The organism is Bradyrhizobium sp. 172, from assembly GCF_023101065.1.
In the GTDB taxonomy this organism is placed as follows: Bacteria; Pseudomonadota; Alphaproteobacteria; order Rhizobiales; family Xanthobacteraceae; genus Bradyrhizobium; species Bradyrhizobium canariense_D.
Map to the genome: position 1 here is coordinate 4,016,698 of NZ_CP064701.1, position 19,277 is coordinate 4,035,974.

General features: G+C 59.0%; 12 protein-coding genes and 1 pseudogene. 6 read left to right on the plus strand and 7 right to left on the minus strand.

The annotated features are described in order from the left end of the window. Positions 1-917 precede the first annotated feature (917 nt). The 3 genes from IVB07_RS19465 (at position 918) to IVB07_RS19475 (ending at position 7,648) form a co-directional block, all read left to right on the plus strand. A complete protein-coding gene (locus IVB07_RS19465) occupies positions 918-2,384 on the plus strand; it encodes a hypothetical protein (RefSeq protein WP_247767780.1) in 1,467 nt (488 codons plus the stop codon). A 998-nt stretch (positions 2,385-3,382) separates the two neighbouring features. After that, a complete protein-coding gene (locus IVB07_RS19470; RefSeq protein WP_247413159.1) occupies positions 3,383-6,943 on the plus strand; it encodes a hypothetical protein in 3,561 nt (1,186 codons plus the stop codon). A gap of 456 nt (positions 6,944-7,399) precedes the next feature. After that, positions 7,400-7,648 (plus strand): PilZ domain-containing protein, encoded by a 249-nt coding sequence (locus IVB07_RS19475; protein ID WP_256464739.1) that lies wholly within the window; start codon positions 7,400-7,402, stop codon positions 7,646-7,648. Positions 7,649-7,747: 99 nt separating this feature from the next. Here IVB07_RS19475 and IVB07_RS19480 read toward each other — a convergent pair whose 3' ends face one another. The 7 genes and pseudogenes from IVB07_RS19480 to IVB07_RS19510 all read right to left on the minus strand — a co-directional run bounded on the left by IVB07_RS19480 (position 7,748) and on the right by IVB07_RS19510 (position 13,941). Continuing rightward, positions 7,748-8,284, minus strand: a complete 537-nt coding sequence (locus IVB07_RS19480; protein ID WP_247337970.1) for an NUDIX domain-containing protein — start codon at positions 8,282-8,284, stop codon at positions 7,748-7,750. Positions 8,285-8,542: 258 nt separating this feature from the next. Next, a pseudogene (locus tag IVB07_RS19485) lies at positions 8,543-8,916 on the minus strand (hypothetical protein). 52 nt (positions 8,917-8,968) lie between these two features. Next, the gene (locus IVB07_RS19490) at positions 8,969-9,190 is read right to left on the minus strand and encodes a hypothetical protein (RefSeq protein WP_247337974.1); all 222 of its coding nucleotides are present in this window, start codon (positions 9,188-9,190) and stop codon (positions 8,969-8,971) included. Positions 9,191-10,096: 906 nt separating this feature from the next. Next, positions 10,097-10,423, minus strand: a complete 327-nt coding sequence (locus tag IVB07_RS19495) for a hypothetical protein (RefSeq protein ID WP_247337976.1) — start codon at positions 10,421-10,423, stop codon at positions 10,097-10,099. Positions 10,424-11,509: 1,086 nt separating this feature from the next. Then, the gene (locus IVB07_RS19500; protein ID WP_247767781.1) at positions 11,510-13,099 is read right to left on the minus strand and encodes an IS66 family transposase; all 1,590 of its coding nucleotides are present in this window, start codon (positions 13,097-13,099) and stop codon (positions 11,510-11,512) included. Positions 13,100-13,168: 69 nt separating this feature from the next. Then, positions 13,169-13,522, minus strand: coding sequence for an IS66 family insertion sequence element accessory protein TnpB (tnpB, locus tag IVB07_RS19505; RefSeq protein WP_247304128.1), 354 nt, complete (start codon positions 13,520-13,522; stop codon positions 13,169-13,171). Beyond that, on the minus strand, positions 13,519-13,941 hold the full coding sequence (locus IVB07_RS19510; RefSeq protein ID WP_247337981.1) for a transposase: 423 nt from the start codon (positions 13,939-13,941) through the stop codon (positions 13,519-13,521). The genes tnpB and IVB07_RS19510 overlap by 4 nt, the downstream gene beginning before the upstream one ends. A 931-nt stretch (positions 13,942-14,872) precedes the next feature. Here IVB07_RS19510 and IVB07_RS19515 point away from each other — a divergent pair. From IVB07_RS19515 to IVB07_RS19525, 3 genes are all read left to right on the plus strand, one after another. After that, a complete protein-coding gene (locus IVB07_RS19515) occupies positions 14,873-16,999 on the plus strand; it encodes a type I secretion system permease/ATPase (protein WP_247767782.1) in 2,127 nt (708 codons plus the stop codon). Further along, positions 16,986-18,425, plus strand: coding sequence for an HlyD family type I secretion periplasmic adaptor subunit (locus IVB07_RS19520; RefSeq protein ID WP_247767783.1), 1,440 nt, complete (start codon positions 16,986-16,988; stop codon positions 18,423-18,425). Before IVB07_RS19515 ends, IVB07_RS19520 begins: the two co-directional genes overlap by 14 nt. Before the next feature lie 279 nt (positions 18,426-18,704). Continuing rightward, positions 18,705-19,262 (plus strand): DUF5625 family protein, encoded by a 558-nt coding sequence (locus IVB07_RS19525; RefSeq protein WP_247413154.1) that lies wholly within the window; start codon positions 18,705-18,707, stop codon positions 19,260-19,262. Positions 19,263-19,277: the final 15 nt, after the last annotated feature.

Here is a 19,277-nt window from a genome sequence, read left to right on the forward strand (position 1 = left end):
GGCTCTCTCATGGGACTCTCAGCGTCGAAATCCAAGCCCCACAGTCCCAGCACAAGGACACTACTCAATATGCCAGGGGGTAGGGGAGCTCTGTGTGTACCTCACCGTCTTGTCGAGTTGTGCATTAGGAATTGCGCCGTCAACACTTCGCACGAACTTTTTGGTCCTCGCGAGATTTCAAGAGCGGGCGCGCTTAAACGCGCGACCGCGAGCAAGCTCATCTCTCACCAAAGACCCTCTTGCCGACTCCCCGACGCCCGGTGCTCCATAGGCCGCCTTTAAGCGCCCGCAGGCGCTTCAAAGTGGCGCCATGTCAAAGGTGGGCCGGTCGGAAGAAAAAACTCGGCAAAATGTTAAGGTTCGGCAGCAACCAAGGGATTTCACAGCTCGGCGCCTCGTCGTTGCAGCATCAGCGTTAACCCCACCGTGAGAGAGCCATGTCGCACGGCGGGCTGTGGGCGGCGTGGTGGCGCATTTGTACGTAGCGGGAATTTTTGTAACGCGATGCAAATCGGAAGCAGTGTACTTGTGAAGGCGTCGCCCTGATCATGCATCCAAATACGGGATCGATGCATGGCAGATGCGGCACATTTCCTAATTGCAGCGGAAACTGAGCGCCTGGACGGCCGCACGCGATACGCTAAGCGTTTGCGCGCGCTCGTCATGGGCTTGCTTGAGGGGCTCGGTGGGCCACCTACGGTGGCCGATCAACTGCTCGCGACGCAGATTGCGACGCTGACGGTACGGCGCGAGGCAATTGAACGGGCCATGGCTGCCGGTGAGACTGTGGACGGAGTCGAGCTAACGAAGCTCAGTGCGGTGATAGTGCGCTGCCTAGCAGCGCTACGCGGGAAGGCGGCCGCACGAAACGGGAGCGGGAAGAGGCAGAGCCCCTTTGACGTCCGAGACTTAATAGCGTGACTAACTCGAAGGCTCAGCTGCCCGCTAACATCATTGCGGCGGTAACCTCGCCTTCGTGGTGGGGGCCGTGGTTTCCAAACCCGGAAAGCTGGGCGGCTTGGTTCACCTTTTGGCGGACGATCTTCGCGCTTCCGATGAGCGCTGAAGATCTTCGTCTTTTCCAGCAGTGTACTGGGCGAGATCAGCCGCCATCAGAGCCGCCTCGCGAGGTCGCCGAGATTATCGGCCGAAGAGGAGGCAAATCACGGGGTGCCGCAACCACGGCGGCCTGGTTGGCGCTATTTCTCGATTGGCGAATTTACCTGGCACCTGGGGAGAAAGCGATGGTGCTGCTGTTAGCGGCCGATCGGCGCCAGGCGCGCGTAGCGTTCCGCTTTCTTCGGTCGCTGATTGTTGATCACCCCGAACTTCGTAAGCTGGTGGTGTCGGAAACGCAGGAGGCCATTGAGCTTCGAAACCGTGTCGTTATCGAGGTCACGACGGCGTCTTTCCGGACAATCCGAGGATATTCGATAGCAGCTCTGGTCGCGGACGAAATTGCATTCTGGTTTGATGGCGAGGCCTCGGCTAATCCCGCTGAAGAGGTGCTCGCGGCGGCACGGCCGGCTATGGCAACAATGGGCCCAAGTGCCCTCTTGCTATCGATGTCTTCGCCTCATGCGCGTCGCGGCCCGCTTTGGAAGGCTTTCTCCCGACATTACGGAAAGCGGGACGCACCCGTATTGGTTTGGAAGGCGCCCAGCAAGACAATGAACCCGTCGTTGCCTCAATCGGTAATCGATGAAGCCTACGAGCAGGACCCGGCCCGGGCTAGCGCAGAATTTGGTGCCGAGTTCCGGGTCGATCTCGAAAGCTTTCTTGACCGTGATGCAGTCGAGGCTGTGGTTGTCCCTGATAGATTCGAGTTGCCTCCCGTGCAGGGTGAGCAATATCATGCCTTCGTAGATCCAAGCGGCGGATCCGGCGATAGCATGACGCTCTGCATCGCACACCGCGACGGTAAGTGCGCCGTCGTCGACGTGGTGCGAGAGGCGGCGCCGCCCTTCTCTCCGGATAAGGTAGTGGCCGAATTTTCGGCCCTGCTCAAGGTATATGGCATACGCCGAGCCGTCGGCGACAAATACGCCGGCGTATGGCCGGGTGAGCGCTTTCAGGTTTACGGTATCGAGTATGAACCCAGCGCCAGACCAAAATCGGAACTCTACTCCGAACTATTGCCGCTCATCAACGGGAAGCGCGTCGAGTTACTGGATCACAAGAAACTGATTGCACAGCTTTGTAGCCTCGAACGTAAGACGGCACGCGGCGGACGCGATACCATCGATCATCCGCCGAATTCACACGACGACGTCGCGAACTGTGTTGCCGGCGTTGTTACAAGCCTTTGTCGACCGAGGATCGAAATCGACACTGATATCGGCGGCATTATTTGCGTTCCTGCGGCCCCCCGCATATTGTGGTGATTATTTGGGCGACGGCACTATCTCGCTTGCACGACTATCAGACTGCCACTGCTAGCCAGCCTTCTATTGTATTCGATCTCCGCTAGCGTCGATTTCATCAGGCCGAGCTCCAGAAGCCGCCACAACAACGATCAAGCGCCTGTCGTATCAGGCGATAAGGGGAGGCCACATCGAGGCTCGAGTCTGCTTGTCTTCGTCTGCTAGGTGCATAGGACCGAAACGACCCGGAGGAACGGGGCTCCTCCGAACTGCACCTGCTAAGACATTGAATTGAATGCAATGCATAGGAATGCGTTCAGAAACCGCGTGCTTAGCCTACGGCGATTATCTACGGACTAGGCGCAAAATCAGGCCGTGACATCCGGGGCGCGATCCAACGAAGTTGATATCGGTGCTTTCCGCCAGCAAGATGCCGTTGCTCGAGTGTCTGACCTAACGGCGTGAGCAAGTTTGAACGTGCGAAGCCGCCTAGCTTACGCTTACTTGAGTCGTCCGTTTCTGAGAGCGCGCGTCAATGCCGACATCGAAAAGCTAAGTCATTCTGTCTGCCGACACTTGCGCGACGCGCGAGCGCTCGAGAGCAGCATCTATGTACGTCGCGTGTCGCGTCGATCGGCCATGCGCTACAATTGGTCTAACGGGGGTTGGCCCACCCAAATTGTTCAAATTGGTTGTATGTTTTTCGAACTAGTCTAAATCGATTCGAGGCTGGACACACTATGCACCCGATCTTCTCCGTACGCTCTGAGGAAATTCAAAGACTTACAGACGTACAAGCACGAGAATTGATCGCGAGACTATGCAAATCGGAGCTACGGGCCAAGAGCATCTCAACCGCGGCGGTAAGTTGGGGAGGAGATCAGCGAGCTAAGGATGGAGGTGTCGACGTTAGGGTTGATGTAAGTCCACCGCTCGGGATCGGCGGATATATCAAGAAGGATCGCTGCGCATTCCAGGTGAAAGCGGAGACGTTTAGCGCGTCAAAGATACCGGGTGAAATGGCACCGAAGGGCGTCGTGCGCCAAGCGTTAACGGACCTTGCAGCAAGCGGCGGCGCTTATGTCATCGCCTCGACGAGGGATAATCTTTCGGACAGTTCGCTGGCTGATCGTAAGGCCGCGATGGAGCTATGTTTATCTAGCTTTTCCATGGCCGGAAAAATTGAGGTCGATTTCTTTGATTGTCGCCGCATTGCGGATTGGGTCGAACAGTTTCCTGCGATGGTTATCTGGGTGAAGGTAGCTTCCGGCAAGCCTCTAGTGGGCTGGAGGCCGTATGGTCCCTGGGCATATCAAGAAAGCGACGCCGACTCTGAATACCTCATCGATGATCGAGTGAAGGTTTTTGTCCCAGATGCTGACGAAGGGAACGATGTCTCATCCGCCATAGCGCGCCTTCGAACGGATTTGAGCAAGAATGTATCCGTTCGGATGGTGGGCTTATCCGGAGTCGGAAAGACAAGGCTTGTCCAGGCTTTGTTCGACAAGCGTATATGCCCGGGCCAGCCGGCGCTTGATTCAGAAAACGTGATCTACGCAGACTTGTCGGATGCCCCCACACCGCAGCCGGGCATGATGGTTGAGGCTCTCGTTCAATCGGATTCCGACTGTATTGTCGTTGTCGACAATTGCGGCCAAGACGTTCATCGCAGGCTGACCGAAATTGCAAAGCGACCGGGAAGCAAAATACGACTTATCACTGTTGAGTATGACATTCGTGACGACCTGCCAGAGGGCACTGCTTGCTACCGTCTTGAGGGGTCTTCTGACGAGATAATCAAACGCCTTCTCAAGCGCCGGTTCAGTCTCCTTTCGGAAAATGACCTCGACAAAATCGCAGAGTTCTCCGATGGCAACACCCGAGTGGCCTACGCCCTTGCGTCCACGAGCGAGACAAGTGGCGAGCTTGCCCGGCTCAGAGATAGCGAACTCTTCCACCGGCTTTTTCATCAGAAGAATGTTGAAAGTAGCGAGCTCTTGAATTGTGCTGAGGCTGCCAGCCTTCTGTATTCGTTCGACGGTGAGGATACATCCCAAGGCTCCGAGATAAGCATTTTTGCCGGGTTGGTTGAAGTCTCAGAAGTAGCATTTCTGCGCAGCGTCATGCAGTTGCAGAGGCGGGGTCTTGTCCAACAGCGCGGCAAATGGCGCGCCGTGCTCCCTCATGCGATTTCCAATCGTTTAGCGGCAATTGCGGTGGACGCATATCTGCCCGAGCTCCTGAACCGCCTCTTGGTTGAGGACGCATCCGAGCGTGTGGCCCGATCGTTCTCTCGCCGACTCGGTTTCTTGCACGAGTCAAAGCGGGCGGTCCAAATGGTGTCATCATGGCTAAACCCCAGCGGATGCCTCGGCGACTTGACAACTTTGAACGACCTTGGTCGTGGAATGTTCAACAATGTGGCGCCAGTAAGCGAAGAGGCCGCGTTGGCCGCTTTGGAGCGGGCCGCTGTGAACAGCAAGTTCACATCTACGGAAAACTATAGCCGACGCGAGTTCGCTCGTGTCGCGCGATCGATTGCGTATGATTCTCGATTTTTTGACCGAGCAGTGCATATACTCATCTGTTTAGCCTTGGCCGAACCGGATGATTATAACTATGAGCCGGTTCGCGATGTTCTCAAGTCATTGTTCTTTTCCCGTCTCTCTGGGACCGAAGCCAGGTCCGCACAAAGGTCCCAAGTAGTTCGAACGCTCTTATTCTCGGCTAGCGAGCGGGAGCAAAAACTAGGGTTAGTGCTCTTGGATGCGGCGCTGGAGGCTTGGCATTTCACGTCTGTGCACGGATTTGAGTTTGGTGCTCGAAAGCGGGGTTTCGGGTGGTGGCCTCGAACTCAGGAGGAAGTCCGGGAGTGGTACACACCCTTCTTGGATATCGCGGTTGAGATCGGCGGCACGAACTCTCCCCTTGGCCGAGAGGCGAGGTCGGTTCTAGGTGCATCGGTTCGTGGCCTCTGGGTGCGAGCCCGATTGACTGATGAGATCGTCAGAGCCGCTCGTGTGCTGAAGTCTGTAGATGGCTGGCCAGACGGCTGGCTGGGAACGCGGCGCATACTTCAGTTGGACAAGGGTGCCCTCAGCACAGATTCGCTTACGCAGCTTCTACTGCTGGAGCAGGAACTGGCACCGCGTGATTTGAGGGCCCAGATCGGTGCAAGAGTCATCGCTCGCGGGTCATTCGCGGATGACGTCGATCTACCCGATACAGGGGATGGGCGCAGCGCCGATGCCGCTTCCCGGTTCCGTGCGTCCGAGAAAGCGGCTGAGAATCTTGGAAAGGCTGCAGCCCACGAAGATAATCTCTTCGTTGAAATCCTGCCGGACCTGATTCGTACAGGCACCAACAGCAAAGTTGGGAGTTTTGGGTTTGGCATAGGACAAGAATGCGCCAATGTAGCTGGCTTGCTGGAGAAAGTCCGCGCTTTGATCATCGACTCTGTATCGGGTTCGGTGAGTTTAATTCTTGTTCGCGGCGTACTCTCTGGCTGGAACAAAGCGGATCCGGCTGGAGTGGCGTCGTTCCTAGAAGACGCGCTCTATGACGAAGTTTGGGGTAAATGGTTTCCTGAACTTCAGTTCTGTGTGCAGCTCGATGCTAGGGGTTACGAACGTTTGTTGAAATCGCTTGAGCTGGGTAAGTCTCCCATATGGCAGTACCAGTATTTGGGCCTGGGTCGAGCAACCGATCCTCTATCGATCGAGCAGATTGCAAAGTTGGTCGACGGCATATCCGCGAAATTGGACGGCCTTGAGGTTGCTGTCGATGTACTCGGGATGGTCATTCACTGTGCAGCAGAGAAGAATGATCTATACCGCAGTGAACTTGGACGCCTCTGTATTAGTTTCCTTCGAAACCTCGGTTGGTCGAATGTTCGCATTGACAACGATCGCAGCGAACACGACTTCGATGTAATCTTGGAGTTCGCTCTCGGCGCGGCAGACGCAGATGCCGAGAAGTTGGCGGTCCTGCACAATCTGATGGTATTTGAACGATCCTCGCGGCGATCCTACTACCAACGAGGCCGACTGCTCGCCCCCTTTTTCAAGCATTTGCCTAAAGAGACGCTCGATGCGATTTATGTTCCAGACGAGGACGGGACATACCGCACGGCTATGAGTGTCGTCTCCAAAATTGATAGCGACAGACGGGAAACGGCCGTTCAGAGCGTACCTACTGATGCACTCATCGAATGGTGCGGGACATCGCCGCCTGACAGATATGCCTTCGCCGCTGAAACGTGCCGCCTTTTCGAAAAGGGATCCGATGACGCCGGTCCGCTAACGATCTCCGATGTGGCAGTGCGCATCCTCGCGTCGGCGGATCAAAGGGCGAAGATTCTCAGCATCTTTATCAGGCGTTTTCGACCCGCGACTTGGTCCGGCCCACTCTCGATCGTCCTTCGCGAACGCTTGCCTCTGTTGAGTAAATTGAATCCCACGGGAGATTCGGCGATGAGCGCACAGATCGACGAAGCTCGGAAGGAGTTCTTGGATTGGATCTCCAAAGAGGAAAAAAAGGAGGAAGCTGAGGAAAGGGCACGAAGCGAAGGCTTCGAGTAGGCTCTAACACAGATGGTTCAACCCATCCGACATTCGGCAGGCTCCGTTGATGTTTGAAGCGATAGGCAGCTCAAGGATGTACGATCCACGGATCACCGCTCCTCCATACCAACTTGGCTATGCAGTTGGTATTTCTATGCTTCTCGAACGAGATGCCGTTATTTCCCATCGAAGCTACGGTCGGAAGCTACGCTTTCTCGAATTGTGGTTCGACGATAAAGCTGGACCTCAGAGTGGTGGTTGCGGCAGTGCAAGCCCTTGAAATCGGAGATGCCATCGACCCGAAGTGCTTCTGCCGGTTCTTCAGCGCCGCCTCGGCAATCCACGGATAGCGCTCTTCGGAATCGACTAGCATCCCGTAGCTGAGCCAGTCCGCACCGGCTCGCGCCGTAAACTATTACAGTTCGAGCTATTCTGTTTCCGGAAGATTCAGCTCTAATGAGCAAACTGTAGCCTATGGAGAACCAACGGACTGCGTCACGAGAGAAGGTTCTAAAGCCCGGAATGATCGAATTCGGGGGCAATGCAGTACCGTGCATCGTCCGCAATGTCTCCGAAGCTGGGGCGTCTCTCAACGTGACCAGCCCATTCGCCATTCCGGATTTTTTCACGCTGGTTTTGACGCTGGACGGTCAGCGGCATCCAGCTCGGATCATCTGGCGCAAAGACATGCAGATCGGCATCGCGTTCGAGCTGGCCCTTTAAAGCAGAGCGCCACAAACCCGCGTCGCAAAGCTCCCGCTCTATCGCGTCAATGATAGCGCTTGGCGAAACTCAGAACCTTTGCCATTTGGGAGAAATCAGTCACTCAGAGACTAAACTTCCGAGTGCTGTTAGGGCCAGTCGCGTGGATGGCGCGAGGTTCGGTTCTATTCCGCTCAGATCATCCGGCCTGACGATCAGAAGAGATCCTTCGGTGATCACCAGATTCTGCGACGGAATGTCGCGAGCAACGAAGACTTGGCGCTGGATTATGCCTCCCTCAACATTGGGATCACTACCCAGTCTTTCTAGCAAATGCTCGAACCGCTCTGGGGGAATGAAGTAACCGATTTCTTCATGTACCTCCCGGACTACGCATTCCAGGAAAGTCTCGTTCCCTTCGCAATGCCCACCAAAAAGACCTACCATGCCTGGATATAAGATGTCGGGAACGTCGTCGCGCTGCTGAAGCAGGAAACAACCATCAGGGTCGATGATGATCGCGGAAGCGGTCTTCCGAACTGGCGGCGCACTACGGTTACCCATTTCTGCCTCAGCTCGAGATCGACCGGCCGGCGGATGTTCTGATAACCGACGCGCGAGCGCAAGAACCTTCAGCGATCTGCCTTCGCTCACCACGGACGTCTCTCCTGAAATTGAACGCCGCAGCATGACAGAAGCTGATTAAAACGAAGAAGCCCGCGCCTACCGAAGGTTTATTTTAGAATGCGAGTCGGACAAAGGAGCGATTTCGTTTCCGCAGCTTGATCACCGCGAAGACTACTGGCGCTTAAGTCCATCGAAATCGGAAACTTAGGACGATCTCAGGGGAGCTGCCGGGCGACGGAACGGCGCCTTGGCGGGAGCGCAATGCAGGCTCGCAGGCGCTTTCATAGCTTAGCGAAGGGGGCGGCAGCGGCTGAAGAAAAAATTGCTGGGGGTGAACTTTCGGGCCACTGCGAGCGCGCTGCCCTCGCTCGCTTCGAGCGCGATCTTCTGGGCGAGCATGACGTCTCCGATCGGCAGATCGCCCGCCGGCAGGAAACATAGGCCCATGTTTGGGCGACCGTTTTCGCCCATCTCGCAGACATTCGCCGCGGCCCCCGCATAGATCCTGTAGCGCTTGCCCGTGTCGCCTCCGACGACTTCGAAATAGCTGCGAATTGTCCCCGCTGGGCCGGCGAGAGCCAGCGCCGCAAGAGTAGCAGCGCACGTCCTTCCGGAGTCCTTTCGGCGCCGTGTCTAATGAACAGTGCCTTTGCGGCCCTCATCCGCGAGCCTTCGCCCGGCCGGGACGGTTTAAAGCGCCACATGGCTTGGCGATTACCCGCCGACCAGCCTGGGGAAGAAGACAGTTTCCTCCGCTGTGGGGTCGAACGATCGGATCTGCGACACCTGACCTGAACCGGTCCGGACCGCGGCCGTGAAGCCGACGTTCGTCAGCTTACGGAAGCGCTGCTCCGCCTTGGCCAGTTCTCGTGCATCGTTCTCGTCGAAAAAGTGACGGCTGTCGCCGGCACGGTCCATCACAATCTGGATCGCCATGCGGGTCCCTCCTTCTTGCTTAATGACTGAATGTTGTTGAACCTCCGAAGTTCCTAGCTGGTCAACCGTCCTGCCTTCGCGCGTCGAAACAAATGCTTCGGTATGTTGGGACGCAGATGGCCCGCTAGCTATGCGCAGTTTCCCGGAATTCGGCGAACAGCATCAGCCCGCCACAGGCTCGCCCGAATGACCACGGTGGAGCGGCGGTCCGTCCGTTCCATAAACCGGAGTCGCATTCACATACGATAATTCGCCTGATGTGAAGCGCAGTTGCACTGGGCTTGGCCTTGGGTTCAGAGGCTTTCATGCCGTATTAAGAGTTTGAGCTTGTCACCGATGCGACGTGCCAGCATCAGGGCGGAATGATCCTAGAAGATGACAAGGAGCGGCGGACCAAGCAGAACGTCTTGCGGCAGAGCTCACGCTGGTCCGGCCAGAACTGATGTCCCACAACTCTGCAATTCGGGTTCGAGATCAAAGCAACGCGGAAATCTTCGCACCGCTCTCGATACTTCTTTAATCCGCAAACGCCACCCTGGCCCCAACAAAGTCTCGTACTCACGATAGCACAACCTTCGCGCTGCGCGATCGCAACTCCGCCAGGCCCGCAGCCCGCGAAGCTGCAACCGGGCTTTTACCGAGGCGGATTCAGCTCACCAGCCAGCCAGCCGACCGCGTCTGTCTTCATTGGATCCACAGCGAAGGATGCCACTTCGGTACGTTCGCAGGTCGAGCATTCGAAAGTGCGCTTCTCGAATCCGGCTTTGGCCGGAGAGATGCGCGCCAATGCCATCCGGTGTTTGCATACCGGACACATCGGCCGCTCATTCATACGCGCAGTCCCCCACTGGCTCCAAAAGATACTCATTACCCCGCCCCGCAATTTGATACAGAAATGACGAAAGGCTAAGCGGCATCCCGACGAGAGGTGGAGCAGTCTTCAACATCCCTTGAGAGCGCAGTCGCCGCCAAATGCTCCCAGTATTCTGCCTCCGCGAGCAGTCTCCAACTTCTATCAGGACGAAGCGCGGCACTTTGTCGACAAAGCGCGGCCATCGCGCGCAAGCGCTGTGTGGTTTTCATTCCAGCCTCCCGTGTTTTCTCCACCCTATTTTTTGTTTTTACGTTGGAGTCATCATGATTATGCATCAAAACTAATTTTTTGATCTTTTTGCCGAGCCAGCAGCGATTCGGCGCGCGCTTGCTGCGATTGGTTTTCGTTTCGAGCTCCAATGCTGTTCATTTGACGAAATTTTCCGGCTGGCGTCCGTTCCTCACTTGGACCTCCATGCTCTGTCTCGACCAACTTCCCTCGCTGGGTGTTGCCATCTGGAGAGAAATGCAGCTGGATGGCACGATCTTCCGGGAAGCGACGTCGCGAACAAGAGCGCAAGACTAAGCGGTCCCGATTGGCGCAGCTGTTCTGTGAACTATTGTGTCGAGCGCGCCTCTCCCAGCGCGATCGCGATGGCAATTGCTTCGAGGAGCCTCACAATCAGGGTCATTGGTCGTGACGTTTTTAAAAAGCCGCTGGCTTCACAGAACAAACAGCGCCTCACGCGGTTAGAGAGCAAACTCGCGAGGTGAGCTCATGCGTCGATCAGATGTGACTGCCATCCTATTTCTACTGTCTAGTTTCATGCCGCTCAGTGCTTCTGCTCAGCAAACAATGCCAGATGCTAACCAAGCCTCTCCCCAAGCGCGGCCGGAGGCAATGCCGCAGCAGCCGGAGCAAATCCAAACGCAAAATGCTCCAGTTCAGCCAGAGCGTACACCGCAGCAATCGGATCAGGCACGCGACTCAGACCGCCAGAGGGCTGAGGACACGCGGATTAATCGCGATTGGACCACTCGCCAGCAGCGAGGCGAGGGCCCTATGGATATGGACCGGATGCGTCAGATGCATCGGCAGATGGGCCGTATCATGGACCAAGATGAGGATCACCGAACCACGGGCCGAAACTGGCATCGTGAGGAGGATGATATGGACCGCGGCTCTAGATATGGGTCGTCGGGTCGCAGCGAAGGCCGACATTATAACGAAATGCGACGTTTTCCTCGCGTTAAGACCTGCATCGAGTATGAAAACGGTGACGAGTTCTGCCGGTATCGGGATTGAGCGGACACCCGGAACGTGCCGGTTGCCGCCGCTCATCGCGCAGGGCGTCAGCTCTACTGCGGAGTAGGCGAGACCTTTGGCGGCCGCCGGCCCCACTGGTTCTCCCGGCGTCTGGTTGGGACCCGCGGTCTTTGTTGCCGGACGAACTTGGACCGCATGCACCCGGCTACACGGATCAGCGTAAGCGCTTAGCCGTGACCCTATTGAGGCTGGCTTGACGTTTTGCGGAATCGCCACGGCATGAGATCATCGATCTTGCTATGGGGATGACCGTCGATGATCGCCTCGAGTGTTTCAGCGATGTAGGCAGCCGGGTTGACGCTGTTGAGCTTGCAGGTAGCGACTATCGACGCCAGCATGGCCCAGTTTTCTGCCCCGATTTCATGGCCCGCGAAGAGCGCATTTTTTCTGGTTAGGCAGACCGGCCGGATGGCGTTCTCGACCGGGTTGGTGTCGAGTTCGAGACGCCCGTCTTCGAGGAAGCGGGTCAACCCCTGCCGGTGATTGGGCGCATAGCGGATGTCCTCGGCGAGCGTTGAGCCGCTGGAGATCATGGAAAGCTGCTTCTCAAACCACGGTTTTAAAGCCGCAATGAGGGGCAGCGAGTGCTCCTTGCGCGCGGCCAACCGGATGTCCGGCGACGAGCCGCGCACCATGGCTTCGATGGCGTAAAGCTGCGCGATCTGCCGGACGGCGGCCTCGGCGATCGGAGACTTGCTGTTGCGCACCAATTTGACGAAGCGCCGGCGCAAATGGCTCCAGCAATGCACGAGCGTCCACGGCCCTTGCGGTCGAACGACTTCGGTCAGCCGGTCATAACCGTCATAGGCATCGCATTGCAGGAAGCGTCCGCCAAAGCCATCCAGGAACTGCTCAGCGAAGGCACCGCTGCGACTGGGGGCATATCGGAACAGCACGATCGGCGGACTTGGGCCGCTGTGGCCGCGGTCGTCTGAGGCAATCGCCCAGAAGTAGCCTTTCTTCGTTTGGCCGCGCCCCGGATCGAGTACCGGCGCCTTGGTCTCGTCCATGAACAGCCGATCCGCCGTGGCCAGGTGGTGGCGCATGTGTTCCGCGATGGGCTGAAGATGGAAGCAGGCGCGGCCGGACCAGTTGCCCAGTGTCGCCCGATCAAGCCGGATGCCCTGGCGCGCATAGATCTCGGCCTGACGGTAAAATGGCGTATGGTCGCCAAATTTGGAGACGATCACGTGCGCGATGGCCGCTTCGGTCGGCAGCCCGCCGGGCACGACGTGCTCCGGTGCGTGCGCCTGCACGACGGGGCCGGAGCAGCGGCGACAGATGTATTTTGGGCGGCGTGTGATCAGCACGCGCCATTGCGCCGGGATCACGTCGAGGCGCTGGCTGACGTCCTCGCCGATCTTCGTCATGGCGCCGCAACCGCACGGGCAAAGCGTACTCGCAGGCTCGATGATCCGTTCCACCCGCGGCAAATGGGCAGGCAGGCAGCCGCGATTGCGATGAGAACCTTGATCCGGCGCGCTCCGCGATCGGCCCTTGATCACAGCCTCGGCTCTCTCCTGCGCCGCGTCCAGGATGCCTTGCGCGATCTCCACGTCTTCCAGCGGCAAGTGATACTGATCTGGCCGCAGCTTCTCGGACGTCGCGCCGAACTTCTCGCGTCGCAATTCGCCGAGAATGATCTCCACCCGACGCCGCGCTTCCTCCGACGCCGCCAGCGCCCCCTGATGCTCGCTCAAGGCCGCCTGCGTTTGCGCCAAAAGCGCCTTGAGGCGTTCGTTTTCGTCGCGTAGCGCCGCGATGCTCATGTGCTATTTCGAGCACATCGCCGCCGCGCGTGCCACGCTCAAAATAGCTGCCGAGTCATTCTGCCGCACTTATCCAGCGACCTGCGGGCGCCGTGCTTCTTCCGGGCGGACCAACCTCCAATCCAGCCCCTCGAACAAGGCCGCGAACATCGCCGGCGACATCCGCATCACGCCGTCCGCGATCGTTGGCCAAACGAACTTGCAACCTTCGAGGCGCTTGTGAACCAACACCAGGCCCGTTCGATCCCACACCAAAATCTTGATTCGGTCCGCTCGTTTCGATCGGAACACGAAGGCTGCCCCGCTGAACGGATCGAGACGAAGCATCTCCTGCACCTTCGCCGCAAGCCCATCGTGGCCACAGCGGAAGTCGATCGGCCGCGTTGCAACGTAAATCTTCAGATCTGCACCGACCGCGATCATCGTGACGCTCGCACCGCGCGGATCACCCGGGACAGCTGCTCGCCATCTATGGCCGTATCCGTCCGCAGAACGACATCACCGATCGCAATCTCAAGCTTGATCGCCGGAACCTGACGCTCCTCCAACGCACCTTCCACGACCAGCGGCGCGAATGTCGGATGCGACGCCTCGCACGGCGGCAACACGCCTCGTTGCCGAAGCCGCCGTCGCCAATCGTAGATCTGCCAGCGCGTCGCTCCGTGCTTGCGCGCCACCTCGGCCACCTGGGCACCGGGCAACAGACTCTCGGCGACGATCCGAGCTCTCTCCGCTTCCGAACGCACGCGGCGCCCCGACGGTCCTTCAAGAACTTCCAACCGGCTCACCGACCCCGCCGACGGGCCGTCTAAATGGACGTCCTTTTTGCTGTCCAATCCCATCTCAAACCTCCGTCCAACCCGGAGGCTTCTTCGCACAGCTATCCCGATCCCGAACCAAGGGCTCCGGCTAAGCGCTTACGGATCAGCTGCAGGAGGCAGATCTGAAAGGTGGGCCGGTTCAGACCTCCGCCCAGAATGAAGGGCAGCCGTTTGAAGCGGGATCGGTTGGATCGAAGGTCCGATCCGAGCTCACAGCAGCATCACCAGCTATCTGGACGGCAGCGACAAGGCGCGTCGATTACCGCGCCTTATGCACGCCATTACTAGTTCGCAGAGTACAGCCAGGCCATGTTTGCCGATGACAAAACATGGAACGCCGAACACTTGCGCTGCCTGATCGATATTTCGCAAGCACGCGGTTTCCAGCGACTGCGTCCGCGCCTTTTTTCCAACTCCTTTCGGAGACCTCCCTGAGGCGGTTGAGGTCGGCAGATATCCACTCCTTCGCGCTCAGCTGGTCAAGACGTTGGAAAGCCAGCGTTCTTGTGGACACGGGTTGGCCGACATCGGGGCAAGCTACGGTGCCTAGCTACGAATGGCCTCCATCCTCCATTTCGAGACTCTACTACGGTCGTTCGCTAGGGTTCGCAGCCGAACATTCAAGATCCGTTGAGACTCCCCTCCAGCTTTTCGCAGGGGAAGCCGCTGAGAGGCACGTCTATTCAGCACCTGGCAACGACGCATGCTTGTGAAAGGGTCGGTGCGCGACCGGTCAGCTCTCCGGGCCGGTGACGTCAGCTGACTCCCCGACGTAGCCAGATCATCGCCGCCGTCCAGTCCAGAGCGCGCGATTTCGGCGACTGGAAGGTCAGTGTATTGACGATAATGTTATGAAGTTCCTCGTCCACAACCTGGGCGAGATTTCGCTTTGCCTCCCGGAAATAAACGTGCAATAAAAAGTAAGACGACCGGAAGTAGTGGCGGGGCGACGTTGGAAGCGGTACGGCAAGATTCGGGGCTGCAGTGCCTTGCGCTGTTGTTGCGGTTCCATCAGATCGCGGTCGATCCCGCGCAGATCGCGCATCAATTCGCCGGCTCTGTGGTTGGCGTTCAGGAAATGCTCCGCTGCGCCAAGCAGCTCAAGTTGAAGGCGAGGGCGGTCCGCGAAAGCTGGTCTGGTCTTGCCAAGCTATCCTTGCCCGCGATCATCGAACGGCACGACGGTAGCTTCGCGATCCTCGGCAAGGCCGGCACCGACGACGTCCTGATTCACGATCCCGCAGTCAATCGTCCGCAAGCCATCAAGCGCGCCGAGTTCGAGCAGAGCTGGACCGGCCGCATCGTGCTGATGACGCGGCGGGCCTCGCTGTCCGATCTGGCGCGCCGCTTCGATGTCACCTGGTTCCTCCAGGCCATGCACAAATACCGGCGCTTGCTTGGCGAAGTGCTGGTTGCCTCGTTCTTCCTGCAGCTGTTCGCGCTGGTCACGCCGCTGTTCTTCCAGGTCGTGACCGACAAGGTGCTGGCGCATCGCGGTTATACGACGCTCGACGTTCTGGTGTTCGGCCTTATCGTCGTCTCGATTTTTGAGGCCGTCCTTGGCGCGCTCCGGACCTACGTCTTCTCCCACACCACCAACCGCATCGACGTCGAGCTCGGCGCGCGCCTGTTCCGGCACCTGATCGCGCTGCCGATCGCCTATTTCGAGGCGCGGCGGGCCGGCGATTCCGTGGCGCGGGTGCGGGAGCTCGAGAACATCAGGAACTTCCTCACCAGCTCGGCGCTGACGCTGGTGATCGACCTCGGCTTCACCTTCGTCTTCCTCGCGGTGATGTTCTACTACTCGCCGTTCCTAACCTGGATCGTGGTGGGCTCGTTCCCGTTCTATATGGCGATCTCGGCCGGCGTGACCCCGATTTTTCGCGAGCGGCTGGACAAGAAGTTCGACCGCGGCGCCGAGAACCAGGCCTTCCTGGTCGAGAGCGTCAGCGCGATCCAGACGCTGAAGGCGATGGCGATCGAGCCGCAGATGCAGCGGCGCTGGGAGGAACAGCTCGCAGGCTATGTCAGCGCCAGCTTCGACGTCCTCTCCCTCGGGAACTGGGCCAGCCAGTCGGTGCAGTTCATCAGCAAGCTCGTGACCGCGCTGACGCTCTATTTCGGAGCGCACCTCGTCATCGAGGGCAATCTGTCGGTGGGCGAGCTCATCGCCTTCAACATGCTGGCTGGGCGGGTGGCGCAGCCGGTGCTGCGGCTGGCCCAGCTCTGGCAGGATTTCCACCAGGCGCGGGTTTCGATCGCCCGGCTCGGCGATATCCTCAACGCCGCGCCCGAGCCGATGTTCGATCCCTCGCGCGCGACACTGCCGCCGATCAAGGGCGAGGTGACCTTCGACCACGTCAACTTCCGCTACCGGCCGGACATGTCGCTGGCGCTGCAGGACGTCTCGCTGAAGGTGCTGCCGGGGCAGGTCATCGGCATCGTCGGGCCCTCCGGTTCCGGCAAGTCGACGCTGACAAAACTGATTCAGCGGCTCTACGTGCCGGAGGCCGGCCGCATCCTGATCGACGGCATCGATTTGACAGTCGCCGACGTCGCCTGGCTGCGGCGCCAGATCGGCACGGTGCTGCAGGAGAACGTGCTGTTCAATCGCACTATCCGCGAGAACATCGCGCTCGCTGACCCTGGTATGGCGATGGAGCGGGTGATTGCCGCGGCCGAACTCGCTGGCGCGCACGAGTTCATTCTGGCGCTGCCGGACGGATACAACACCGTCGTCGGCGAGCGCGGTGCCAGCCTGTCGGGCGGCCAGCGTCAGCGCATCGCCATCGCGCGGGCGCTGGTCACCAACCCCCGCGTCCTGATCTTCGATGAGGCCACCAGCGCGCTCGACTATGAGAGCGAGAACATCATCCAGCGCAACATGCGCAAGATCTGCGCCGGCCGGACCGTCTTCATCATTGCGCATCGCCTTTCGGCCGTGCGCTACGCCGATCGCATCATCACCATCGAGGGCGGCCGCCTGGTCGAGGACGGCAGCCATGACGAGCTGATCAAGAAGGCCGGGCGCTACGCCATGCTGCACCAGATCCAGGCGGGGCTCCATGTCGTCGGCTGACGTCATCGAACGCAAGAACCGCGCGTTCTGGCGCCGCCAGCGCGACGCGCGCGAGTTCCTGCCGGCGGCGCTAGAGATCCTGGAAACGCCGGCCTCGCCCGTCGGGCGGGCGGTCGGCCTCACCATCATCCTGTTTTTCGCGCTGGCGATCGGCTGGGCGACGTTCGGCCATGTCGACATCATCGCGACCGCCACCGGCAAGGTGGTGCCGACCGGCCGCACCAAGACGATCCAGCCGCTGGAGACCGGCATCGTCTCGGCGATCCATGTCCATGATGGCGACAGGGTCACGGCGGGCCAAGTGCTGGTCGAGCTCGACCGCACCGTGACCCAGGCCGAGCGCAAGCGGGTTGGGCAGGACCTCGTCGTGAGCCTGCTCGACGTCGCCCGCCTGTCGGCGCTGCGCCGCAGCTTTCCAGATCTCGCCGCCCCCCACGATATCGAGGAGCCCGCCGGCGCATCCGAGGTGGAGATCGCGCGGGCGCGCTCGGCCATGCTGGCACAGGCCGCCGAACAGCAAGCCAAGCTTGCCTCGGTGGTCCAGCAGATCGACCAGAAGCGCGCCGAGGCGCACTCGGTCACCGCCGCGATCGCCAAGATCGACGCAACGCTGCCGCTGCTCGAGGAGACGCTGACCATCCGCAAGAAGGCGATGGACATCCAGTACGGCAATCGCATTGCCTGGATCGACGCCCAGACCCGCCTGATCGACCAGCAGAACGAGCGCATCGTGCAGGAGCGCAAGCTGGTCGAGATCGAGGCCGCGCGCCGCGCGCTGGAGCAGCAGCTCGCCCAAACGAAGTCGGGCTTCGAGCGGCAGGTGCTAAGCGATCTCTCCGATGCCCAGAAGAAGGCCGACGAATTTCAACAGGATTCAGTCAAGGCGCAGCGGAAGACCGAGGAGCAGCTGTTGCGCGCCCCGATCGACGGCACCGTGCAGCAGCTCGCGATCCACACCGTGGGCGGCGTGGTCTCCCCCGCGCAGCAGCTGATGATGATCGTGCCGCGCGGCTCCAGCATCGAGGTCGAGGCGATGATCTCGAACCGCGACATCGGCTTCGTCGAGCACGGCCAGGACGCCGAGATCAAGATCGATACGTTCAACTTCACGCGCTACGGCCTGCTGCACGGCAAGGTGATCAGCGTGTCGCGCGATGCGATCATCAAGGACAAGCCGCTGGGCGGGCCGGGCACTCCGAAGCAGGGTGGCGCGCTCGTCGAATCGAGTGAGCCTGCCGGCCAGGAGCTGCTCTACGCTGCGCGCGTGTCGCTCGATGGCACGAAAATGCAGGTCGACGACAAGATGGTCAACCTTGCGCCCGGCATGGCGGTGACGGTGGAGATCAAGACGGGGCAGCGGCGGATCATCGAGTACGTGATGTCGCCGTTGCTGCGGTATCGGCAGGAGAGTTTGAGGGAGAGGTGATTGGTGGCGTCGGCTTCTCGAAAGAGGCTGGTGGAATCTAAGTCACCTGTGGGATGAGGTCTATCGTCCCGCGGGCTCACAGATTGACTATGAACCGTTAGGTGTTTAGCGCGATATGTACATCCTATGTAAGAGCCGGCACATTTTCCGTGGATCGTGGGTTAGCGCGTCTATGTGTGCGAAATCATGGGTCACGTCGTCTGCTGACTGCCTTTTTCGCAACGACAGACATAGTTGGGTTGGCCATGCGATCCACCGGGGGAAGCCGAGCCGGTGTCGATGCAGAGGCTGATCAAGACCTTGGCGGGGATCGCTATAGTGCTTGTCGGGGCGGCTTTGCTCCGAGTTGTGGCGGCATGGATTATGGGAGAGTCGCCCTACCTCCAGTATTTGAGGCTAGTTCACAACGACATTCCAAGGCTCACAGTTCCGGTCCGACTGCAACGCGACGTACCCTCAGCGTTTCGAGTACGAATTGTTAAAGGCCGAAGCTATGAGCTCAATCTCTTGGTTTACTTCTCTGGCGATGCACAACGGGCCGAAGTCCACGATTTAATCGGCGGACCGATTGCCCAACCAAGCAATCTAGCTGATCCACCAGGCAAGCTTCGCTCCGTCTGTCACATTGTCGTGCTGGATGAGAACGGACAGACCATTCTTGACCGCACGGTTCCGTCTGACGGGCATGTTGCGTCCACCGGCTATTCCTTCAGTCGCAACCTCGATCGGATGCGACTTGAGGAGGGCCTGTACATCGTCAGCATTACTCCAATGAACAACATCTCTAGGTTGGAGCCATTTCGGACAGAGCTCGAGCTTACGTACACGGCGAAATAGCAGTTTGCCACAACG

Excerpts from the sequence above, each read along its gene's own strand:
- IVB07_RS19510 (WP_247337981.1), bottom strand. The coding sequence starts at position 13,941 with ATGGGATTGGACAGCAAAAAGGACGTCCATTTAGACGGCCCGTCGGCG.
- IVB07_RS19490 (WP_247337974.1), bottom strand. The coding sequence starts at position 9,190 with ATGGCGATCCAGATTGTGATGGACCGTGCCGGCGACAGCCGTCACTTT.
- IVB07_RS19500 (WP_247767781.1), bottom strand. The coding sequence starts at position 13,099 with ATGAGCATCGCGGCGCTACGCGACGAAAACGAACGCCTCAAGGCGCTT.
- IVB07_RS19475 (WP_256464739.1), top strand. The coding sequence starts at position 7,400 with ATGGAGAACCAACGGACTGCGTCACGAGAGAAGGTTCTAAAGCCCGGA.
- IVB07_RS19525 (WP_247413154.1), top strand. The coding sequence starts at position 18,705 with ATGCAGAGGCTGATCAAGACCTTGGCGGGGATCGCTATAGTGCTTGTC.
- IVB07_RS19520 (WP_247767783.1), top strand. The coding sequence starts at position 16,986 with ATGTCGTCGGCTGACGTCATCGAACGCAAGAACCGCGCGTTCTGGCGC.
- tnpB (WP_247304128.1), bottom strand. The coding sequence starts at position 13,522 with ATGATCGCGGTCGGTGCAGATCTGAAGATTTACGTTGCAACGCGGCCG.
- IVB07_RS19470 (WP_247413159.1), top strand. The coding sequence starts at position 3,383 with ATGGCACCGAAGGGCGTCGTGCGCCAAGCGTTAACGGACCTTGCAGCA.